The organism is Kitasatospora sp. NPDC005856 (assembly GCF_040629945.1).
Classification (GTDB): domain Bacteria; phylum Actinomycetota; class Actinomycetes; order Streptomycetales; family Streptomycetaceae; genus Kitasatospora.
Window position 1 is genome coordinate 1 of record NZ_JBEXWT010000040.1, and the last position, 19,717, is coordinate 19,717.

10 protein-coding genes are annotated in these 19,717 nt (G+C 72.8%); all 10 read right to left on the reverse strand.

Going from position 1 to position 19,717, the window contains the following annotated elements; all coding sequences use genetic code 11:
• Positions 1 to 180: 180 nt before the first annotated feature.
• The gene (locus tag ABZ449_RS23445) at positions 181 to 4,554 is read right to left on the reverse strand and encodes a LamG-like jellyroll fold domain-containing protein (RefSeq protein ID WP_360349062.1); all 4,374 of its coding nucleotides are present in this window, start codon (positions 4,552 to 4,554) and stop codon (positions 181 to 183) included.
• A gap of 610 nt (positions 4,555 to 5,164) precedes the next feature.
• Positions 5,165 to 6,394, reverse strand: coding sequence for an MAB_1171c family putative transporter (locus tag ABZ449_RS23450; RefSeq protein ID WP_360349065.1), 1,230 nt, complete (start codon positions 6,392 to 6,394; stop codon positions 5,165 to 5,167).
• Positions 6,387 to 6,902, reverse strand: coding sequence for a ParH-like protein (locus ABZ449_RS23455; protein WP_360349068.1), 516 nt, complete (start codon positions 6,900 to 6,902; stop codon positions 6,387 to 6,389). The genes ABZ449_RS23450 and ABZ449_RS23455 overlap by 8 nt, the downstream gene beginning before the upstream one ends.
• Before the next feature lie 110 nt (positions 6,903 to 7,012).
• Positions 7,013 to 7,435 carry an XRE family transcriptional regulator gene (locus ABZ449_RS23460; protein ID WP_360349071.1) on the reverse strand — a complete coding sequence of 141 codons (423 nt, stop codon included), beginning with the start codon at positions 7,433 to 7,435 and terminating at the stop codon, positions 7,013 to 7,015.
• A gap of 245 nt (positions 7,436 to 7,680) precedes the next feature.
• Positions 7,681 to 8,376: a formyltransferase family protein gene (locus tag ABZ449_RS23465; protein ID WP_360349074.1), complete on the reverse strand. Its 696-nt coding sequence runs from the start codon at positions 8,374 to 8,376 to the stop codon at positions 7,681 to 7,683.
• 34 nt (positions 8,377 to 8,410) lie between these two features.
• Positions 8,411 to 8,608, reverse strand: a complete 198-nt coding sequence (locus ABZ449_RS23470; protein ID WP_360349077.1) for an MbtH family protein — start codon at positions 8,606 to 8,608, stop codon at positions 8,411 to 8,413.
• Entirely contained in the window at positions 8,605 to 9,846 is a 1,242-nt protein-coding gene (locus ABZ449_RS23475; RefSeq protein WP_360349080.1) for a cytochrome P450, read from the reverse strand. The genes ABZ449_RS23470 and ABZ449_RS23475 overlap by 4 nt, the downstream gene beginning before the upstream one ends.
• Entirely contained in the window at positions 9,843 to 11,627 is a 1,785-nt protein-coding gene (locus ABZ449_RS23480; RefSeq protein WP_360349083.1) for a type I polyketide synthase, read from the reverse strand. The genes ABZ449_RS23475 and ABZ449_RS23480 overlap by 4 nt, the downstream gene beginning before the upstream one ends.
• Before the next feature lie 38 nt (positions 11,628 to 11,665).
• On the reverse strand, positions 11,666 to 13,492 hold the full coding sequence (locus tag ABZ449_RS23485; RefSeq protein WP_360349086.1) for a non-ribosomal peptide synthetase: 1,827 nt from the start codon (positions 13,490 to 13,492) through the stop codon (positions 11,666 to 11,668).
• Entirely contained in the window at positions 13,489 to 19,530 is a 6,042-nt protein-coding gene (locus tag ABZ449_RS23490; protein ID WP_360349089.1) for an acyltransferase domain-containing protein, read from the reverse strand. The genes ABZ449_RS23485 and ABZ449_RS23490 overlap by 4 nt, the downstream gene beginning before the upstream one ends.
• Between the last annotated feature and the right edge of the window lie 187 nt (positions 19,531 to 19,717).

Below are 19,717 nucleotides of genomic sequence, written 5' to 3' on the forward strand. Positions count from 1 at the left end.
GCCGGCAGCAGCGACCCGACCAGCGTGCCCGCGATGACCGCGGACACCCTGGTACGGGCCGGCAGCCGCAGCACCGACCTCTTCCTGCTCATGGGGGAACGACTCCTCAGGGAGAAAACGGGTGTGACGAACCACGGGCCGGGCGGCAGGAAGCCGCCCGGCCCGCGGAAGGACGGGGGATCAGACCCCGGTGGAGGTGTTCAGCTCGACGTTGTAGTCGGCGAGCTTGGCGATCTGAGCGGGGCTCAGCACGCCCTGGTACAGCCAGACGTCGTCCAGCTCACCGGAGAAGTACTCGCCCCAGGCGCCGGCCGACTTGTTCCGGCCGAACTGCACGCCGCCCGTCGCCTCGTAGGGCTGCGGGGCGCCGGTCCAGGAGATGTGCGGGGTGCAGCCGGTCGAGCCGTCCTGGCAGCCCTGGTTCTCGATCTGGCCGCCGACGTACAGGGCGAGCCGGTCCGAGAAGGCGTCGTACGTGACCGCCAGGTGCGTCCAGTTCTCCAGGACGGAGGTGGCCGGGGTGTGGGCGGTCAGGGTGCGGACGGCGCCGGTGGCGTCGGAGTCGCGCACCTCGGCCTGCCACTGGCCGGTCGGCTGGCCGTTGGCGTCCTTGCCCAGGGTGTGCCAGCGCAGGGTGACCGCGCTGTTGCTGGTGCCGGCGACCGACAGCACCGTCATGTCCCGGGTCGGGACGCCCGCGGTGTTCGCCCAGCCGGCCAGGGTGAAGCTCTGGCCGGTGTGCAGCGGGACGGAGCCGGTGGCCGCGTAGCCGGTGGAGCCGTCCAGCAGCAGGGTGCCGGGGGCGGGCAGCACGCCGCCGTCGGCCTTGATCGAGGCCCCGCCGCCGAGCTGGGCGCCGGCCTTGGCCGGGCCCTCGTCCGGGGTGACGGCCGGGGTGCCGGTGGCCGAGGAGAGCTTCCAGCGGCCGGCCAGCTGCGGGCGCTGCTGCACCATCGCGCTGGCCTCCGGGCTGGTGACGACGCGGTCGTACAGGCGCACGTCGTCGATGTCGCCGCCGAAGAACTCGCCGTTGACGCCCTCGCGGTTGACGGCGCCGATCTGCAGCGGGCCGGGGTTGGCCCACGGCGCGTTCTGGGTGTAGTCCGACTCGCCGACCAGGAAGCCGTTGATGTAGAAGCGCAGCTTCTTGGCGGCGGTGTCGGAGACGCCGAGCAGGTGGGTCCACTCGCCGGTGGTGCCGGCGAAGCACGGCACGCCGTTGATCTGGGTGCCCGGGGTGCAGTCGGGCTGCCAGGTGCGCACCAGGGTGTCGGCGGAGGTGTCCTCCTTGTAGCGGCCGAAGATCCAGCGCTTCCAGTAGCTGGAGTAGTACAGCGAGAACTCGCTGTTGTGCTGGCCGATCTGGGTGACCGCGATCTTGGCGGTGGTGTCACCGGCGGTCGGCGCGGGCAGCTTCACCCAGGCCGAGACGGAGAAGTCCCGGCTGCCGTCCACCTGCGGGCGGGTGCCGCGCAGGTAGTCGTCGACGCCGTCCAGGTGGATCGCCTTGTCGGCGATGCCGGGCTGGCCGAGGGCGACGCCGCTGTAGGCGGTCAGGTTGTCGGTCTCGGCGGTGCCGATGGGCTTGGCGGAGGTGCCGTCCAGGTGCCAGACGGACCTGGCGGGCAGGCCGGCGGCGAGCTGCTTGTCGGCGGCGACGTCGGCGGCCTCGGTCTTGCCGAGGGAGCGGTCCCAGAGCCGGACCTCGTCGACCGAGCCCTTCCACGGGTCGGTCCAGTTGCCGTGCCACTTGGAGCGGCCGAACTCCAGCGGGCCGCGCGCGTCCCAGGTGGCGGTGACGGCCACCGGGGTGCCGGGCACGCCGTTGACGTACAGGGTGCTGGTCTTGGCCACCGGGTCGTAGACGCCGACCAGGTGGGTCCACTGGCCGAGCACCACGGGGGTGTCCGAGCTGGCCGTCTCCAGGGTGTAGGTGGCGTTGGTGTCCTGGGTGGAGGTCCACATCGCCCACTTGCCGCTCATCAGGCCGAGGGCGAAGCGGGCGGACCAGTTGCCGTTCTCACTGACCGCGACCCGGTTGCGGGTGGTGTCGCCGGTGAGGTTGACCCAGGCGGAGACGGCGAAGCCGCGGGTGGTGTCCAGCACCGTGCCCTGGGTCTCGGCGTAGCCGTTGGCGGTGCCGTCCAGGGCGAGGGCCTCGCCGAGGTGGCCGGGCGCGCCCGGGGTGGCGCCGGAGCCGAGGGTGGCCTCGACGCTGCCGCCGGTGCCGGTGACGCTGGTGCCGCTCGCGTCGTCCATCGACCAACCGGTGCGCTGGGTCTGTCCGGCGAGCACGTTGAAGTAGTACGTCTCGGGCTGCGAGGCGTTGCCCGAGCCGTCGACGGCGCGTGCGGAGAGGAAGTGCACGCCGGCGGTCTGCGGCTGGATGCGCACGGTCTGCCCGGCGCCGCCGCTGGTGGCGACCTCGTTCGCCGCGGACGGCGAGGTGTCCAGGCCCCACTGGTACTTGACCACGTCGGTGGCGGCGGACTTCAGGGTGAAGTAGCCGTTCTTGCCGACGCCGTCGGTCCACGGGAGCGGCGCGGAGGCGTCCTTGGAGCCCGGGTAGGCGTCCGAGGTGATCGCCGGGCCGTCCGGCGCGGAGGTGTCGACGATGAAGTAGCAGCCGGTCGGGTCACCGTCGGAGGACCACGGCCCCCACTGGGCGCCGTCCCAGGCACGGGCCTCCCAGTCGAGCTGGAGGTTCTGCGGCAGGCTGGTCGGCAGCGGCCAGGAGAACATCGAGCCGGAGCCCTTGAAGGTGTCGGACCCCGGTGCGGCGTCCTCCGAGCCGGTGGACCACCAGCGCCGGCGCAGGCCGGTGCCGTCGTCCCAGCCGACCGCGAACTGCACGCCGACGGCCTCGCCGTCCGGGTCGGAGGCCCGGGTGGTGACCTGGGGCATCTTGTTGATCCTGATGCCCGGGTACTGGCAGACCGAGCCCGGCGACATCGTCATGTCGGACATCGGGATCTGGTTGGGCCGCAGGTTGTAGTACACCGACAGGTAGGCGTCGTCGGTGAAGCGCTTCCAGGCGAGGGTGTCGCCCTCGTTCTGGGCCTTCAGGCCGAAGCTGATGGTCGGCCAGCCCCAGTTCGCGGCGTCCTGGACGAGGTTGCGCACCGCGCCGTCCTGGCCGTACTCCAGCCAGCCGCCGGGGCAGCTGCCGCTCCAGCCCTTGGCGGTGTTGATGGTCTGCAGGTAGCGGCCCCAGAACCCGGAGGCGTTCTGGCCGTTCCAGGTCAGGCCGGGGGAGATGTAGCCGGTGTTCCACAGCTCGACGGGCCGGGCGTCGCAGGAGTACGACCAGCTCTCGTAGGTGCCGAAGGTGGCGCTGAGGATCTGCTTGCCGACGAAGGGGTTGGAGACCTGGAAGAAGGCCCGCTTCACGTCGGTCGGAGCGCACCGCGAGGTGTCGCCGCAGTAGCCGACGCCCCAGTCGTGGACGTAGTTGCTGTTGTACGTGAAGTGCCAGTACGCCTGGTTCGGGTAGGTGCGCGAGACGCCCGCCCAGTCGCCGGCGTGGGGGGTGTTCCACGCCGGGTCGATCATCACCGGGTAGACGGTGTCCGGCGCGTCCAGCATGCCCTGGTCGGGCGACAGCACCAGGGTGTCCTTGGGCAGGTCCACCTTGAGCCGGGTCATCTTGGCGCCCTCGCCGGGCAGGTCGCCCAGGCCGGCGGCGGCGGAATCGCTCGGACCGGCGGCGGGGGCCTCGGCCCGCGGCGCCGCCTGCGGGGCGGCCTTGAGCATCTTCGGAGCGGCGGCCGGGGTGTTCGCCGGGGCGCTCGCGGGGGCACTAGGCGTGGCGGTGGCCGGCTTGGAGGAGTCCCACATCACCGGGACGGGCGCCTCGAAGACGGTGCCGCCGCCGGACGGGTCCTTCGCCTTGAGGGTGCCGTCCGCCTCCTGGCTGACCGTCAGGCCGGTGCCCTGCAGGCCGAGCCGGAGCTGGTCCAGCTCGGGGTTCTTGGCGGCCTCGGGGGTGTGCACCACGATGACCTGGGTGAACCCGGTCTTGGTGGCGGACAGCCGCAGGTCCACGTCGGGCAGGATCGACGTGTACTCGGCGGTCGCGCCGTTGACCTTCGGCTTGGGCAGCGGCTTCGGCCAGCTGAGCTTCAGCTCCTTGCCGGCCCGGGCCATCGTGACCAGCGGTTCGCTGCCGCCACCGGAGAACCGCAGGTCGGCGGTCGATCCCTTGGGGGCGACGGCGCCGCCGGGCAGCGACTGCAGCGTGGGGTCGAGGTCCACCCAGGTGCCGTTCTTGCGCACCCGCTTGGGCTGGACGTAGGTGGTGGTCTTCAGCTTGCCGTCGGGCTGGGCGACGGTGTCACTGGTTTCGCTGCGCTTGGCCGCCACCTCGACCGGCTTGCCGGTGCGGGTGGCCTCGTGGACGGCCAGGGTCTCGGCGCTGTCCTGGGCGTCCGTCACGCCGAGCGGTGGGGTTCCGCCTATGGCGGCGGCGGCCGGCACCACCGCCGTGGCGGTCAGCGCGACCGCGGCGAGTGCCGCGGCGAGCAGACTGCCCGACCGTCTTGCTGCTGTTCTCACTGTGCGTAAGCTCCGACTTCCGTAATGTGGGCGAAGTTTGAGCGGATCTTTATGGACGCTTAATCAGGTGTCAAAGGTTCATGAGAAATCCGGGCGGACGCGTGCCCTTGTCGATGTGTCGGCAGAGGGGAGCAGCTCAGGTAAAACCGGACAAACCATCTGAAGTGCTGTGGCGGAGATCACAGGGATGCGTGGCCCCGGGAGGTGGTCCAGACCCCCGCGCGGCGGTGGCGAACGGTGACCGACAGCTTCGGTGCGGCACCCCGATTGGGGTGGCGCAGGTCACATCTCCGGGTTGTCGATGCTGGTCACCGGGGGTGTCGCGGGTGGCGGCGGTGCGAGCGGGGTGACGGTGCGTCGCGAAGGCGGTCCACTGCCGTGCCCCGGATACGGGACGCGTACGGACGGTCCGGTGGTTCCCGGGTGCCGTGGCCGCCGGCGGAGCATCCCCGGCGGAGGAATTCCCGCACCGGCTTGGCTGACCGTCAGGAATTCCATGCGGAATAACTCGGCTTGATCGGTGCCGAGTTGTTCGGGCTGCGGGATATCGGGAATCTCGAATCTGGTTTTTGCGCGCGGATTCGGCGAGGGGACGGCGGCGCCTCGGCGTTCAGTCGCCCGCCGGGCCGGCCGGCAGTGGCGGCAGGGTCCGCAGCGCCTGGGCGATCTGGCCCAGCCAACGGGTCTCGGCCTCCATGCTGCCGCTGTGCGGCAGGTGCGGCTCGGCCGAGGGCGGGGTGCCGGGGAGGGGGCCGTCGGGAGCCGCGGTGCGGGCGCGGCGCAAGGCGTCGGCGATCCGGGCGGCCTCGGTCCGCGCGGCGGCTCCGGTCTCGGCTCCGGTGTCGGCTCCGGTGTCGGCGGAGGGGGCCTCGGCGGAGGAGTCGCCTGGGCCGGAAGGGGCTTCGGCCGTGCGGTAGCGGCGCAGGATCAGCAGCCCGTCCCGGATCTCGATGACCCGGCGGTAGAGCGCGAGTTCGGCGTCGGCCGGAGGCATCCGGCCCGCGGTGATCCGGCCCGCGGTGAGGGCGATCTGCGGGAAGGCCGCGTACAGGGCCCGCCACAGCGGCCCGAGCGACCGGTAGCTGCGGTACGCGGCCCGCCACCGTCGGGCGGCGCGACCGGCGCGCGCCCACAGCAGGGTGGTGGCGCCGGCCAGCAGCAGGACCGCGCACAGACGCCCGAGCGCCAGTGAGACCGGGTCCTCGGTGCTCAGTTGACGGCCCGAGCGCAGCGCGCCGAGGACGTCGTCGAGGCCCCACGCGGCCCAGCACAGGCCGACGGCGTTGGTGAGGGTGACCAGGCCGAGCGCCGTGCGCAGGGCCGTGCTGTCGGCCTGGCGGGTCCAGTACAGCGTCTGGCGCAGCAGGGTGACCAGGCAGCCGGCCGCGTACCCGGCGATGACCAGGTCGTAACCGGCCAGCGCCGCACGCCCGTAGGGGCCGGTGGCCACCATCTGGCCGCCGTCCTCGCGGATCCCGGCGAGCAGGAACAGGACGGTCGCGGAGAGGACCGCGAGGGCGGTGCCGGCCTGGCGGCGCCGCAGCGCCCGGGCGTCGGCCGCGGGCCGGCGCAGGGCGAGGGTCGTCAGCGCGAGGAACCCGGCGGAGCCCGTCTTCAGGTGGTCGATGAGCATGCCGGACAGGCCCGCCAGGCCCGTTCCGTGGTCGATGTCCGCCCTGGTCTGGCCGGCCATCAGGGCGAGGAAGGCGCCGAAGCACCAGGCGAAGCAGCAGGTGTAGCGCAGGGCCGGCGAGCGGCCGCGGCGTCGGCCCGCGAGGAACCGGTAGGTGCTCAGGCCGAGCAGGAGGACCGCGGCGAAGGCGAGGACGGGGTCAGCCATGCGGGCCCGGTGGGCGGCGCGCGCCCAGCAGGGGGAAGAGCCGGTGCGCCCACTCGGCGTCCCGGGACTGGGCGCCCGACGGGTGGCCGCCGGGCAGCAGGGCGCGCTTGAGGATCAGCGAGGCGAGCAACTCGGCCTCCTGCTCCTGGGGTTCGAGGTAGACGGTGCGTCCCAGGACCTTGCCGATCAGCGTCGGGGACAGGTGCGGCAGCAGCCCGCGGGTGAGGCCCGGGTCGGGCGAGGAGCCGTCGGCGTGGCCCAGCAGGAGGTGGGCGTACTCGTGCACCAGGATGTGCTGGCGGTGCACCTCGCTGGTGTCCTCGGCGTAGACGATGTAGTCGGCCTGACCGGTCGTCACCAGCAGTCCGCAGGGCGCCCCGGGCCGGGCGGGCACGGCGATCAGGTCGATGGGCCGGCCGCGGTCCCGGGCGAGGCGGGCGACGAGTTCGGCGGCGTCGAACGGATCGGGGAGTTCGAGCGAGTCGCCGATCGCGCGACATCGCCGCATCAGTCCGCCGTGCCGTCGGATCCACCGCAATGCGCGCCTCGCCTGTCCGCCGGGGCCGACGTGGCCGGCCGACCGTCGCGGGGTGCCTGCTCGGCGGCACCACGTCGTGCTCAGGGGGAGGGCTTGCTCCTGGCCGCCTCCCGGCGAGCGATAGTCTCGATCACATCGGAGACCGTGTCCAGGGCTTCGGGCGACAGTTCCACCGCCCGCAGCGCCATGTTCCGGACGCCGGCGTCCCGCAGCGCCTCCAGGAGGGCGAGTTCGGCGAGGATCTCCTCGGAGCGGTCGTCGAAGAAGTAGGCGGGCGAGACGTGGAAGAACCTCGCCAGCGCCTCCAGGTGCCGCTTGGTCGGGTTGTCGCGCTTGCCGGTGCGCAGCTGCCACAGGTAAGTGGCCGAGAAGGTCTCGCCGGTGGCCTCGCGGCAGGCGCGCGCCACGTCCTCGTTGCTGTACTGCTCCCGGTTGGGGCGCCGGACCGTGCGGAACAGCGCCTCGATCCTCTCGGCGAGCGTGCTCGCCCCGGCTTCCGCCATCTCCGCCTCCTACGCCGCCACTTCAGGTTCCGGCGGCGCTGGTGCGCGGGGCCGGCCGCCGGGTGACCATCGTAGCTTCGGGCGTGGCGTCACCTCCCGGCAACGGTCCGCCCGGAACGAACACGGGAACGGACGGCCGCCCGGGGCGGCGAGGAAGCGCCGCAGGTGCCCCCGGAGTGCCGAACACCCGGGGACACCTGCTGAGTTGCCCACATCTATGCGGTTGTCGGGGCGGAGCGTCGCGCTCAGCCCTCGTGCAGCGCCCACTTGTCGCTGTCGACCCGGATGTTGCCGGGCAGGGCGATCAGTTCCGGCTTGAACAGCGGCTGGGTGTCCATCGCCGGCTCCCAGGTCGCCAGCTTCTCGTCCTGGGGCACCTCGATCCGCCGGTCCGCGGCGAGGTCGGCGACCACCTTGAGCAGCAGTCGCACCCCGAGCGGAGCCAGGTGGTCGCGCCACAGGCTCTGGGCGGTCGAGCCCGGGGGCACGAACAGGTGCTCCTGGGCGGCGAGCGGGCCGCCGTCGGTGCGCTCGGTGAGGTGGTAGACGCTCCCGCCCGTCACCTTGTCGCCGTCGCGGATGGTCCACCGGATCGCGTCCCGGCCGCGGTGCAGCGGCAGCAGGCTGGGGTGGTACCCGATGGTGGCGACGGAGGCCCTGGCGCGCGTCTGGCGGCCGAGGAAGGCGTGCGAGTGCGCGGCGACGATGACGTCCACCCCGTCCGGGATGTGCCGCGCGCGCAGTTCGGCCGAGTCCGTCCAGGGGATGTCCCGGGGGAACGCCCAGGCCCGCAGGCGGTCCCAGGCCATCGCGTCGCTCTCGTCGGACTTGCCCTTGCGCAGCCGGGGCGCGGCCGCGCCGACGATCTTGTGCCCGTTGTCCAGGAGGGCTTCCGCGGCCTGCACCGCGAACGCGCCCTGTCCTGACATGTAGATGTTCATCCGCACTCCCGCGGTCGCTGGTCGGGTGGTGGGGTCAGGCCGCCGGCGTTCCCACCGCGGTGGTGAAGTGCTGCTCGACGTAGTCGAGGGCGCCCTCACGGTCCGGGCAGGAGTGGGCGATCCGCCAGCCGTCCGGTACGGCCAGGTGCGGCCGCCACAGCGCGTACTGCTCGGCGGCGTTCACGACGACCAGCCAGTCGCCCTCCCCGCCGTCGAAGGGGTTGCCGTTCATCGGTCGACCTCTTTCAGTCCGGAGTGATCGGGTGCGAAGCGCACCGGCATGGTGGAGAACCCGGTCAGGAAGTTGGACCGGATGGGCAGCGCCTCGTCGGTCTGCTCGAAGCCGAGGGTGAAGTCCCGCAGGGCCTTGAGCAGTTCGGCGATCTCCACCTTGGCCAGGTACGAGCCCACGCAGAAGTGCGGGCCGTAGCCGAAGGCCAGGTGCTTGTTGGGGGTGCGGCCGAGGTCGAACACCTCGGGCCGGGCGAAGACCCGCTCGTCGCGGTTGCCGGAGGCGTGCCAGAGCGTGACGATCTCGCCCGGTCGCAGCCGCACGCCGTGCAGTTCGGTCTCCCGCTCGACGCTGCGCCCGAAGTGCATCGTGGGCGAGGCCCAGCGCAGCACCTCGTCCACGGCGGTCTCGACCGCGACCTCGCCGTGCTTGAGCCGGCGCCACTGCTCGGGCTGGGCCGCCAGGGTGCGGACGCAGTCGATCATCGTCAGCCGGCTGGTCTCGTCGCCCCCGATGATCAGGCTGTAGCAGTTCAGCACGACGTCCTCGTCGGACAGCGGCACCCCGTCGACGGCGCTGCCGATCAGCATGCTGATCACGTCCTCGCCCGGTGACTCGCGCCGCTCCTCGACGATGTCCATGAAGTACATCAGGATCTCGTTGCGGGCCATCTCGGAGTCGACCTCGTCGACGTCCTCGTCGTCCGCCGACAGCGCGGTCTTGGTCAGCGAGAGCAGGTAGTCCCGGTCCCGCTCGGGCACGCCGAGCAGGTTCGAGATCGTGGTCATCGGGATCCGGCTGGCGATCTGCTCCGCGAAGTCGCAGCCGCCGGACTCGACCGCCTCGCGGATCCACTGCCGGGTGTTGACCCGGACGGTCTGTGCGACCGCGTCGAGCACCCGCGGCGAGAGCACCCGCTGGAGGATCTTGCGCAGCTCCAGGTGCCGGGGCCCGTCGGTGACGGCCAGCATCCGGCCGGCCCCGGCGTCGCCGCCCTCCAGGAGGGTGACGAGCACGTTGCCGCGCTGGGACGTGAAGTTCACGTTGTCCCGGTAGGTGGCCATGATGTCGTCGTAGCGGGAGAGCACCCAGAACCCCCGACGGCCGCCGACCGGCGGGTTCCAGTGCATCGGCGCGGTGTCCCGCAGGGTGCGCCAGTACCCGTGGAGGTCGTGGTCCGCGAAGGTGGCCGGGTCGCCCAGGTCCACGGTGTCCAGTGCCGGTGCGCTCATGCTCACCAGTCCGTGCGCCAGAAGCGGCGGGGCTGGAAGGGGTAGGTGGGCAGCGGTACGCGCCGGCCCGCCCCGTCCCGGTGCAGGGCGTCGAAGTCCACCTGCTGGCCGGTCACCCAGGCGGCCGCCAGGTCGGCCAGCGCCGGTGCGTCCTGGCCGGACGGCACGATCCCCTCGTCGGTGCGGGAGAAGGCGTTCGGGTCCGTCCGCGGGGCGGCGGCGGTCGAGGTGACCGGACCGCCGGCGAGGTCGCCGGACAGCGCCGCGATCAGCTCCTCGCGGCTGCGGACCACGGCCGCCCAGCGGCGGGCCATCACCTTGCGGCCGAGGTTGAGGGTGAAGCAGACGTCGTCCAGGCGCAGGTCCGGGTCGGCCTCCAGCCGCTCCTTGAGGCGGGTGCGCTGACGGGCCAGCGCCTCGTCGTCCACGGCGGACAGGGTGGCCAGCCGCGGCCTGCCCGCGTCCTCGGGGGCGCGCCCGGCGGGCGTCGGCGGCTCCTCCAGCACCAGGTGGGCGTTGTAGCCGCCGCCGCCGATCGAGGTGATGCCCGCGCGGCGGATGCCGGCCTCCGGCTCCCAGGCCGCGCCCTCGATCTGCGGCACGAAGGGGGTGCTGGGGAAGTCGAGGTCCGGGTTGACCTCCGTCAGGTTGATCGTCGCCGGGAGCGTCCGGTGGTACAGCGACAGTGCGGCCTTGACCATGCCGAAGCCGCCGGACACCACGCCGCCGTGGCCCACGTTGCTCTTGACCCCGCCGATCGAGGTGGTCGCGGTCTGCTTGCCGAACGCCATCGTCGCCGCGTGCACTTCGAGCTCGTCGGTCACCGGCAGGCCGAGGCCGTTGGCCTCGTACATGGACACGGTGTCCGGGGTGACGCCGCCCACCTCCATGGCGGCGGCGATGCACGCGCTCAGCCGCTCGGGCTGGGCCAGGCCGTAGGCCATCGCGCTGACGCCGTTGTTGTTGACGGCGGTGCCCCGGACCACGGCGTAGACGTGGTCGCGGTCGGCGACGGCCCGGCCCAGCGGCTTCAGCAGCACGGTGACCACACCGCTGGACAGCGCGGTGCCGGTGCCGTTGGCGTCGAACGGGCGGCAGTGGCCGTCCCGCGACAGGATGCGGTTCTCCTCCCACAGGTGTCCGCGGGGGTGCGGCATGCGGACCATCGCGCCGCCGGCGATCGCCAGGTCGCTCTGGCCGAGCAGCAGCGACTGGCAGGCCAGGTGCACCGAGTAGTGGAAGCCCGCGCAGACGGCGGCGAGGGTGACGGCCTCACCGGTGAGCCCCATGTAGTACAGCGCGTTGGAGGTCATGGTGTCCGGCGACCACGCCAGGCTGGCCTCGATCGCCTCGGGGCCGACCGACACCCGGTCCGGCGGGGAGCTGTAGAGCGCGGCGGTCTGCGGGTTGTTGGCGCCGTACATGCCGACCTCGGCCTTGAGCCGGTCCGGGTCGTAGCCGCCGTCCTCCAGGGCCTCCCAGGCGCTCTCCAGGTACAGCCGGTTCTCCGGGGTCATCGCGGCCGCCATCCGGTCGCTGATGCCGAACACCGACGGGTCGAACTTGTCGTACGTGTCGAGCACGCCGCAGGCCCGGACGTAGAACGGGCTGTGGATCAGGGTCTCGTCGACGTGGATGTCGTCCTTGGCCAGGAAGGAGATGGTCTCCCGGCCGTTGACGAGGACGTCCCAGAACTGCTCCTTGGTCCGGGCGCCGGGCGCCCGTAGGGACATGCCGATGACGGCCACGTCACCCGGGTCGTACTCCTGCTCGGGGCTGAGGGTCATGGAAGGCTCCTGCTTCGTGTCGGGTGGGGGGACGTGGCTCAGCGGCCGGTGGCGCCGCCGCGGCCGCGCAGGGCGGCACGGCGGGCGCCGGCCCGCTGACGGGCGGACTCGACCACCTCGGGGGTGGCGCCGCTCTCGTCGTCGAGCCAGCGGGCGAGGGAGGCGATGTCGCGGAAGCTGAAGAGGTCGGGCACCCGGACGCGGCGGTCGAAGCGCCGGGTCATCAGCCGGGCGAGGCGGACGAGCAGCAGCGAGTCGCCGCCGAGGTCGTAGAAGGCGGACTGCACGTCGATGCTCGACGGCTCGAGGTCGAGCAGCTGGCCCCAGATCTCCGACAGCGCCACCTCGGTCGGCGTGCTCGCGGCGGTCAGCGGCCCGTCGGTGTCGGCGGCCGGCGGCTCGGGCAGGGCGTTGCGGTCGAGCTTGCCGCCCGGGCCCAGCGGGAGGGCGTCCAGGACCACGAGCGTCGCGGGCACCATGTAGTCGGGCAGTTCGGCGGCGAGCCTGCCGGTGACGGCGCCCTGGAGCGCAGGGTCCAGCCGGGGGCCGTCCTGCGGCGCCGCGTCGCCCGCGGGCACGACGTAGCCGACGAGCCGGTTGCCCCGGACGACGGCGGCGGCCTCCCGGACCTCGGGGCAGGCGGTCAGCCGGGCCTCGACCTCCTCCAGCTCGATCCGGTAGCCGCGCAGCTTGACCTGGTGGTCGGAGCGGCCGAGGAACCGCAGCTCGCCGTCCTCGGTGAACCTGACGACGTCCCCGGTGCGGTACATCCGCTCGCCGCTGCGGAACGGGTCCGGCAGGAACCGCTCGGCGGTGGTGCGCGGCCGGTTGACGTAGCCGTGCGCGAGGCCGACGCCGCCGAGGTAGAGCTCGCCCGCCTCGCCGACCGGCAGCGGCCTCAGGTTCTCGTCGAGCACGTAGACCAGGTCGGTGGTGGTCGGCGGGCCGATGGTCGGCTCGTCGGTCCCGTTCTCGGGCACCAGGCCGAAGGAGCAGAAGACGGTGCCCTCGGTGGGGCCGTAGGCGTTGAACACCCGGGTGGCGCCGGTCTCCCGGTACGCGCGGTCCACCAGCTTGCGGCGCAGGGCCTCGCCGCCGAACACGATGGAGCGCACGTTCGGGGGAACGGCGCCGGCGTCGAGCAGGCCGTTCATGACCGACGGGACGACGGACAGGTGGGTGATCCGGTCCACGTACCGGCTCTCCGGCAGGTGCACGGCGCTCTCGACGAGCACGACCGCGCCGCCGCGGCACAGCGCGTTGAAGATCTCCATCACGGACAGGTCGAAGCAGACCGAGCTCGCCGCCGAGACGCCGCTCAGGTCGCAGCCCTCCAGGACCCGGTCCATCTCGGCGAGCATCGCCACGGCGCCGGACTGCCGGACGGCGACGCCCTTGGGCTTGCCGGTGGAGCCCGAGGTGTAGATGACGTACGCGGTGTCGTCGGGCACGACCGCCACGGGCTTGGCACCGGGCTCGGTCGTCACGGTGGCGCCGAGCGTCACCACCGTCGGGCCGGGCGGGCAACTGGTCCGGGACGCGGGCGTGGTGAGCAGCAGGCGGGTCCCGCTGTCCTGGACCATGAAGCCCAGCCGGTCGGCGGGGTAGTTCGGGTCCAGCGGCAGGTAGCAGGAACCGGTGCGCAGGGCCGCCAGGATCGCCACCAGCAGGTCGGGGGTGCGCTCGACGCAGATGCCGACCGGGACGCCGGGGCCCGCGCCGTCGGCGATGAGGCGCTCGGCCAGCGCCCGGGACCGCTCGTTCAGCTCGCCGTAGGTCAGCACGCCGGCGTCGGAGTAGACCGCGGTCGCGTCGGGGTTCTTGAGGGCCTGGGCGATGAACTCGGAGTGCAGGGTATCGGTCAACGGTCCGTCTCCTTGGGAAGGCCGGCCGGCGCGATGGCGCCGAGGGCCTGGTCGGGTCGGGCGATCGAGTCGAAGAGCACGGTGCGGTACAGCGCGAGCAGCGCCGTCACCGTCCGCCGATCCAGGTAGCTCGGTTTGAACTGGACGTGGCCGGCCACCCTGCCGTCGATGTCGGCCATGGAGATCTCCAGGTCGAACTTGGCGAGGTGCCTGCGCACCTGGAGCGGCTCGAGCGGCAGCGCGCCGTCCGGGGTGAGGGTCTCGCCGACTCCGTGGAAGAGCTTCACGGAGCGGGGGAAGGCGTCCGAGGACAGCCAGTTGACCACCACGTCGAACCACGGGGAGCGGCCCTCGTGGCGCGGCGGCTTCAGCTGGGAGGCCAGCAGGTCGAGGGGGTAGTTCATGTGCTCCAGGAGGCCGAGCGAGAACGCGTGGACCTCGCGCAGCAGCTCGCGGAAGCTGCGCTCGCCGGAGGGGTTCGCCCGCACCAGCACGGTGTTGAGGTAGTAGCCGATGGCGGACTCCCAGCCGGCCTCGGCCCGTTGGGCGATGGCGGTGGCCAGCACCGAGTCCTCGATCCCGGCCGCGCGGTTGAGCGTGGCGAAGAACCCGGCCAGGACGACGGTGCTGACCGACACGCCCTCGCGCACCGCGAACTCCCGCAGCAGGCGGGTCTCCTCGGCGCTCCAGCGGAACGCGATGTCACGGCCCTCGTAGGTGACGCCCGGCGGCCGCTCCTTGCTGGAGAGGTCGAGGTGGGCGGGCGGGTCGGCCAGCTTCCGGGACCACCAGTCCAGTGCCGCCTCGGCGGCCGGACCGGCCAGCCACTGCCGCTCCCACTCGACGAACTCGGTGTACGGGGCGACCGGCGCGACGCGGGCCGGGTCGGCGCCCTCGTAGTACTCCTGGAGCTCGCGGATCATGACGTCGGCCGAGGCCGCGTCCGACGCGATGTGGTGGACGAGCACCAGCAGGTAGTGGTCGGACGGCCCGCGCCGCATCAGGACGATCCGCACCAGCGGCCCGTTGTCCATGTCGAGCGGCTCGTGGCCGTACTGGGCCAGTTCCTCGCGGGCCTGTTCGTCGTCCAGGTCGGAGGTGTCCACCACGAGGAACTCGTACACCGGCTCGTCCAGGATGACCTGGTACGGGCTGCCGCCCGCCTCCACGAAGACGGTGCGCAGCGCGGGATGCCGGTCCATCACGGCCAGCACGGCCCGCTCCAGGGCCTCCTCGTCGACCGCCGTCCGGATCCGGGCGGTCACCATGAAGTTGTAGGGCACGGCGTCGGGCGCGACCATCTGCATGAACCAGAGCGAGGCCTGGCCGTGCGAGGCCGGCGCCACCGCGAGCCCGAGGCCGTCGGCGCGCAGCTGCTCCAGGGCCGGCGCGTCGGTGGCCTCCAGCAGCCCGCGCGCGTCCAGTTCCTCCACCAGCTCCTCGGCGTCCAGTTCGGACAGGCCGTCCAGGAACGACTGTTGGGCCGGGGCCTGCTGGGCCGGGACCGGGGCCGGGGCTGCCGCCGATGCCCGGGGCGCCTGCGCCGCCGACCCGGCCGCGGGCACGGGCGCGGCCGGTCCACCGGTGATCCCGACGAAGTGGCCGACGACCTCGGCGATCGAGCGCCCGTCCAGGAACACCACCGGCGAGACCCGGTGCCCGAGCACCGCCTGCATCCGGTTGACGAGGCGGATCGCCAGCATCGAGTCGAGGCCGAAGTCGCGCAGCCCGGCGTTCTCGTCGAACCGGCTCACCGGAACGCCCAGCGCGTCGGCCAGTTCGGCGAGGACGACCTCCGCCACCGGCCGCTCCGCCGTCCGCGTCTGCGCGGGCTGCGCCTCGACCGGAGCGGCCACGGCGGCGGCCACGGCCACGGTCTCGACGGCGGGGGCCGGCGCGGCCGCGGGGCGGGGCTCGGTGTCGATCCAGTAGCGCTCCTTCTGCCACTGGACGAGCGGGGTCTCCACCACCTCGACGTCGTCGGCGAAGAGGGAGTCGAAGGTCAGCGGCAGGCCCCTGACGTACAGCGAGGCGGCGGCCCCCAGCAGGCAGCGGACGTCGCTCTCCTCGCGCCGCAGGGAGTTGATCGCGTGCACCCGGGCGCCGCGGGACAGCCCGATCTCCTCGACCGCACCGCGCAGCGTCTCGTGCGGGCCGATCTCGATGAAGGTGGAGACGCCCCGGTCGACCAGCGCGCCGATCGTCTCGGCGAACCGGACCTGGTCGCGCAGGTTGTGCACCCAGTAGTCGACGTCGGCGACCGGGTTCACCGCGCCGGCCAGCGCGGTGGAGTGGAACGGGATCGCCGGGGCGAGCGGGGTGATGCCGTCGATGCTCGCGCGCAGCGGCTCGATCAGCGGGTCCATGCCGGGGCTGTGCACCGGCCGTTCGACCCGGATCCGCCGCACTGAGACGCCGTCCCGCCCGAGCTCGGCCTCCAGGGCGTCGACGGCCTCGGGCGAGCCGGAGACCGCCGCGCTGGTGGGGCTGTTGACCACGGCGATGGCGGCCTGCCCGGCGTACGGCGCGAGCCGCGGCCGCAGTTCCTCCTCCGGCAGGTCGACCGAGATCATGGCGCCCTCGGCGGCCTTGCGCTCCAGCAGGTGCGAGCGCGCGACCACGACGCGGGCGGCGTCCTCCAGCGACAGCGCGCCGGCCACGCAGGCGGCCGCGACCTCGCCCAGGCTGTGCCCGACGACGGCCGTCGGCTCGATGCCCAGGTCGAGCCAGACCTTCGCCAGCGAGACCTGCAGGGCGAACAGCACGGGCTGCTGGAAGTCCATCTCCTCGTACCTGGCCTCGTCCGCGGGGGCGGCGAGGTGCTCCAGCACGGAGCAGCCGCCGGCCGCGCGCACGGCGGCGTCGCAGGCGTTCATCCAGCTGCGGAAGCCGGCGTGCGAGCGCAGCAGTTCGCGGCCCATGCCGACCCACTGGGTGCCGCCGCCGGAGAACACCAGCGCCACCCGCCGGTCGGCGTTGCCGGAGACGGTGCCCGTGACGACGTCGGGGTGCGCCTGGCCGGCGGCGACCCGGGCGAGTCCGTCCAGGACGTCCTGCCGGTCGCGGGCGAACAGCGCGATCCGGTGGCCGTGGTGGCTGCGCCGGGCGGCGAGGGTGTAGGCGAGGTCGGCGACCCGCAGGCCCGGGTCGCGTTCGACGTGGTTGGACAGCTCGCGGCAGGTGTCGGTCAGCGCGTCCGCGGTACGGGCGGAGATCGGCACCAGGTGCAGCTGTCCGTCGGCCGGGGCGTCGCCCGGGCTCGGCGCGACGTGCCGTCCCCGGTCGCCGGCCAGGAAGGGGTGGGCGGCGACGGGGTGCCCGGCGGTGTACAGCGCGCCGAGCGAGCCGAGCAGGGTCGAGGCCTCGTCGGCGCCGCGCCGCAGGGAGGGCAGGGTGGTGGCCGGCAGGATCTCCGAGGCCGACTTGAGCAGGAGGGGGTGCGGGCTGATCTCGATCACCGCGTCGATGTCGTGGTCGCGCAGCTTCGTCAGGGCGTCGACCACCCGGATCTCCCGGCGCAGGTTGTCCGCCCAGTAGTCCGGCCCGAGTTCGGCGCCGTCGACGAGTTCGCCGGTGACCGTCGAGATCATCGGGATGCGGGTGGTCCGGGGCCGGATGCCCTCGAGCTCGACCTTCAGCGGGGCGAGGACGTGGTCGACCAGCGGGGAGTGCGGGGCGTGGCCCATCCGCACCCGGTGGTTGGTGACGCCCGCCTCGGTCAGCCGCCCGACGAGGTCGTCGATCTCCTGCGGGGTGCCGGTGACGAGCGTGGAGTTGAGGCCGTTGTGGCCGGAGAGGGTGAGCCCGCCGGTCAGGTGCGGCCGGACCTCGTCCGCGGGGGTCATCACCACGATGCCCTCGCCGCGGCCGACGGCCAGCAGCTGGAGGAGCCGGCCGTGGTGGGCGGCCAGGCGGGAGGCGTCGTCGAAGTCGAGGGCGCCGGCGATGTGGGAGGCGGCGAACTCGCCGACGCTCTGGCCCACGACGACGTCGGGCTCCACCCCCAGCGAGCGCCAGGTCTCGGCCAGCGCCACCTGGAGGGAGAACAGCAGCGGCTGGAAGACGTCCATGTCGTCGAGTCGGCCGTCGGGGGAAAGCAACTGCTCGACCAGCGAGAAGCCCAGCAGCTCCCGCATCCGCTTGTCGGACTTCATCATGGACCGGCGGAACACGGGCTGGCCGGCGAGCAGTTGGCGGCCCATGCCGACCCACTGCGAGCCGTTGCCCGAGAACAGGAACGCCACCCGCGGCCTGCGGCCGGCCGTCTCGCCGACGCTCAGTCCGGGGGCCTTCGCACCGCTCTCGAAGGCGTCGAGGCCGCTCCTGAGCTCGGCCATGTCGCGGGCGGTGGCGGCGAGCCGGAAGGGGCCGTCGCCGGGGGTGCGGCGGCAGAGCGCGCGCAGGTCGGTCGCGTCGCGCAGTGCCCGGGCCCGCTCGGCCAGCGCCTCGCGGGAGTCGGCGGCGAGCAGCAGGAGCGAGGCCTCGGGGCGCGGCAGTTCCTCGACGGCGACGTGGCAGATCGAGCCGCCGAACCCGAAGGAGCTGACGCCGCCGCGACGGGCGTCGGAGCGCCGCGGCCACGGCTCCAGCCGGTCCTGGACGGTGAGGTTGTACTCGTCGAAGAGGATCTGCGGGTTCGGCGCGGTGTAGTGGAGGCTCGGCGGCAGCACGCCGTTGCGCATCGACATCGCGAGCTTGACCAGGCCGACGATGCCGGCGGCCGCCTCCAGGTGGCCGACGTTGGACTTGACCGAGCCGAGCCGTAGCGGTTCCGTGCGGCCGGCGCCGAGGACCGCGCCGATGGCGTTGGCCTCGATCGGGTCGCCCAGCGGCGTCGCGGAGCCGTGGCACTCGATGTAGTCCACGAGGTGGGGCGCGATCCCGGCCCGCTGGTAGGCGGTGCGCAGCATCTTCTCCTGCGCCTGGGGGTTCGGCGCCGTCATGCCGTTGCTCAGGCCGTCGTTGTTGGAGGAGCTGCCCTTGATCAGGCAGTACACCGGCAGGTCGCGTTCGAGCGCGACGCTCAGCGGGGCGAGCACGACGACGCCGGCGCCCTCGCCGCGGACGTAGCCGTTGGCGCGGGCGTCGAAGGACTTGCAGCGGCCGTCCGGGGCGAGCGCGCCCATCGCGTCCATGGCGGTGTAGTAGTCGGAGACGAAGCTCAGGTTCACGCCACCGGCGAGCACCAGGTCGCTCTCGCCCAGCCAGATCGACTGGCATCCCACGTGCACCGAGATGAGCGACCCCGCGCAGGCGGAGTCGATGGCCATGCTCGGGCCCTGCAGGCCGAGGACGTAGGAGACCCGGTTGGCGATGATGCCGTCGTGCATGCCGGTGGCGGTGTGCGGGGTGATCTGGCTGTCGGGGCCGCGGTAGTGCGCCAGGGCGGCGTAGTCGCCCCAGCAGGAGGCCATGAAGACGCCGGTGTCGCTGCCGACCAGGCTGTGGGGGGCGATGCCCGCGTCCTCCAGTGCCTCCCAGGACAGCTCCAGGACCAGCCGCTGCTGAGGGTCCATCTGGACGGCCTCGCGGGGCGAGATGCCGAAGAACAGTGGGTCGAAACGGTCGATGCCGTCGATGAACCCGCCCCAGCGCACCCGGTCGTTCAGCAGCTCGCGGCGGGCGGCCGGCACCGGCCCGACGGCGTCGCCGCCCTCGACCAGCAGCCGCCAGAACGCGGACGGGTCCGGCCCTCCGGGGAAGCGGCAGCCGATGCCGACGATCGCGACCGGCTCGTTCGAGGGCGTGCGGCGCTCGGTGCTCGGGGCGGGCTCCGCGGCACGCGGGCCGTCGACGAGTGCCCGGGCCAGGCCGTCGAGGGTCGGGTACTGCCACATCCAGGTGGCCGGGACCTGCCAGCCGAGGAACTCGGACAGGGCGGTGGCGAGGCTCACCGACTTCAGCGAGTCCAGTCCGTACCGGTGCATCGGCGCCCAGCGGTCCACCGAGTTCGTGGACAGGTCCAACAGCTCGGCAAAACGGGACAGCAGGAAATCGGTGACGGCGGATATGTCTCGCGCTGCGCTCTCTTGGGGCATGGCGACTCCCTCGGCGGGGCGGATGGAATGGTCGGGTGGAGCTTCACAGCCGATCGGTCACAGGGGGGGATGGCCAGTGGTTCCGCGTCAAGGCGATTCGATGACGAATGACAGGTTCGTCCTGTGCATGACATGATTGGGCGTACGCCCGGGCATGCTGCTCCTCTCGCGGCGGGAAGGGGACTCG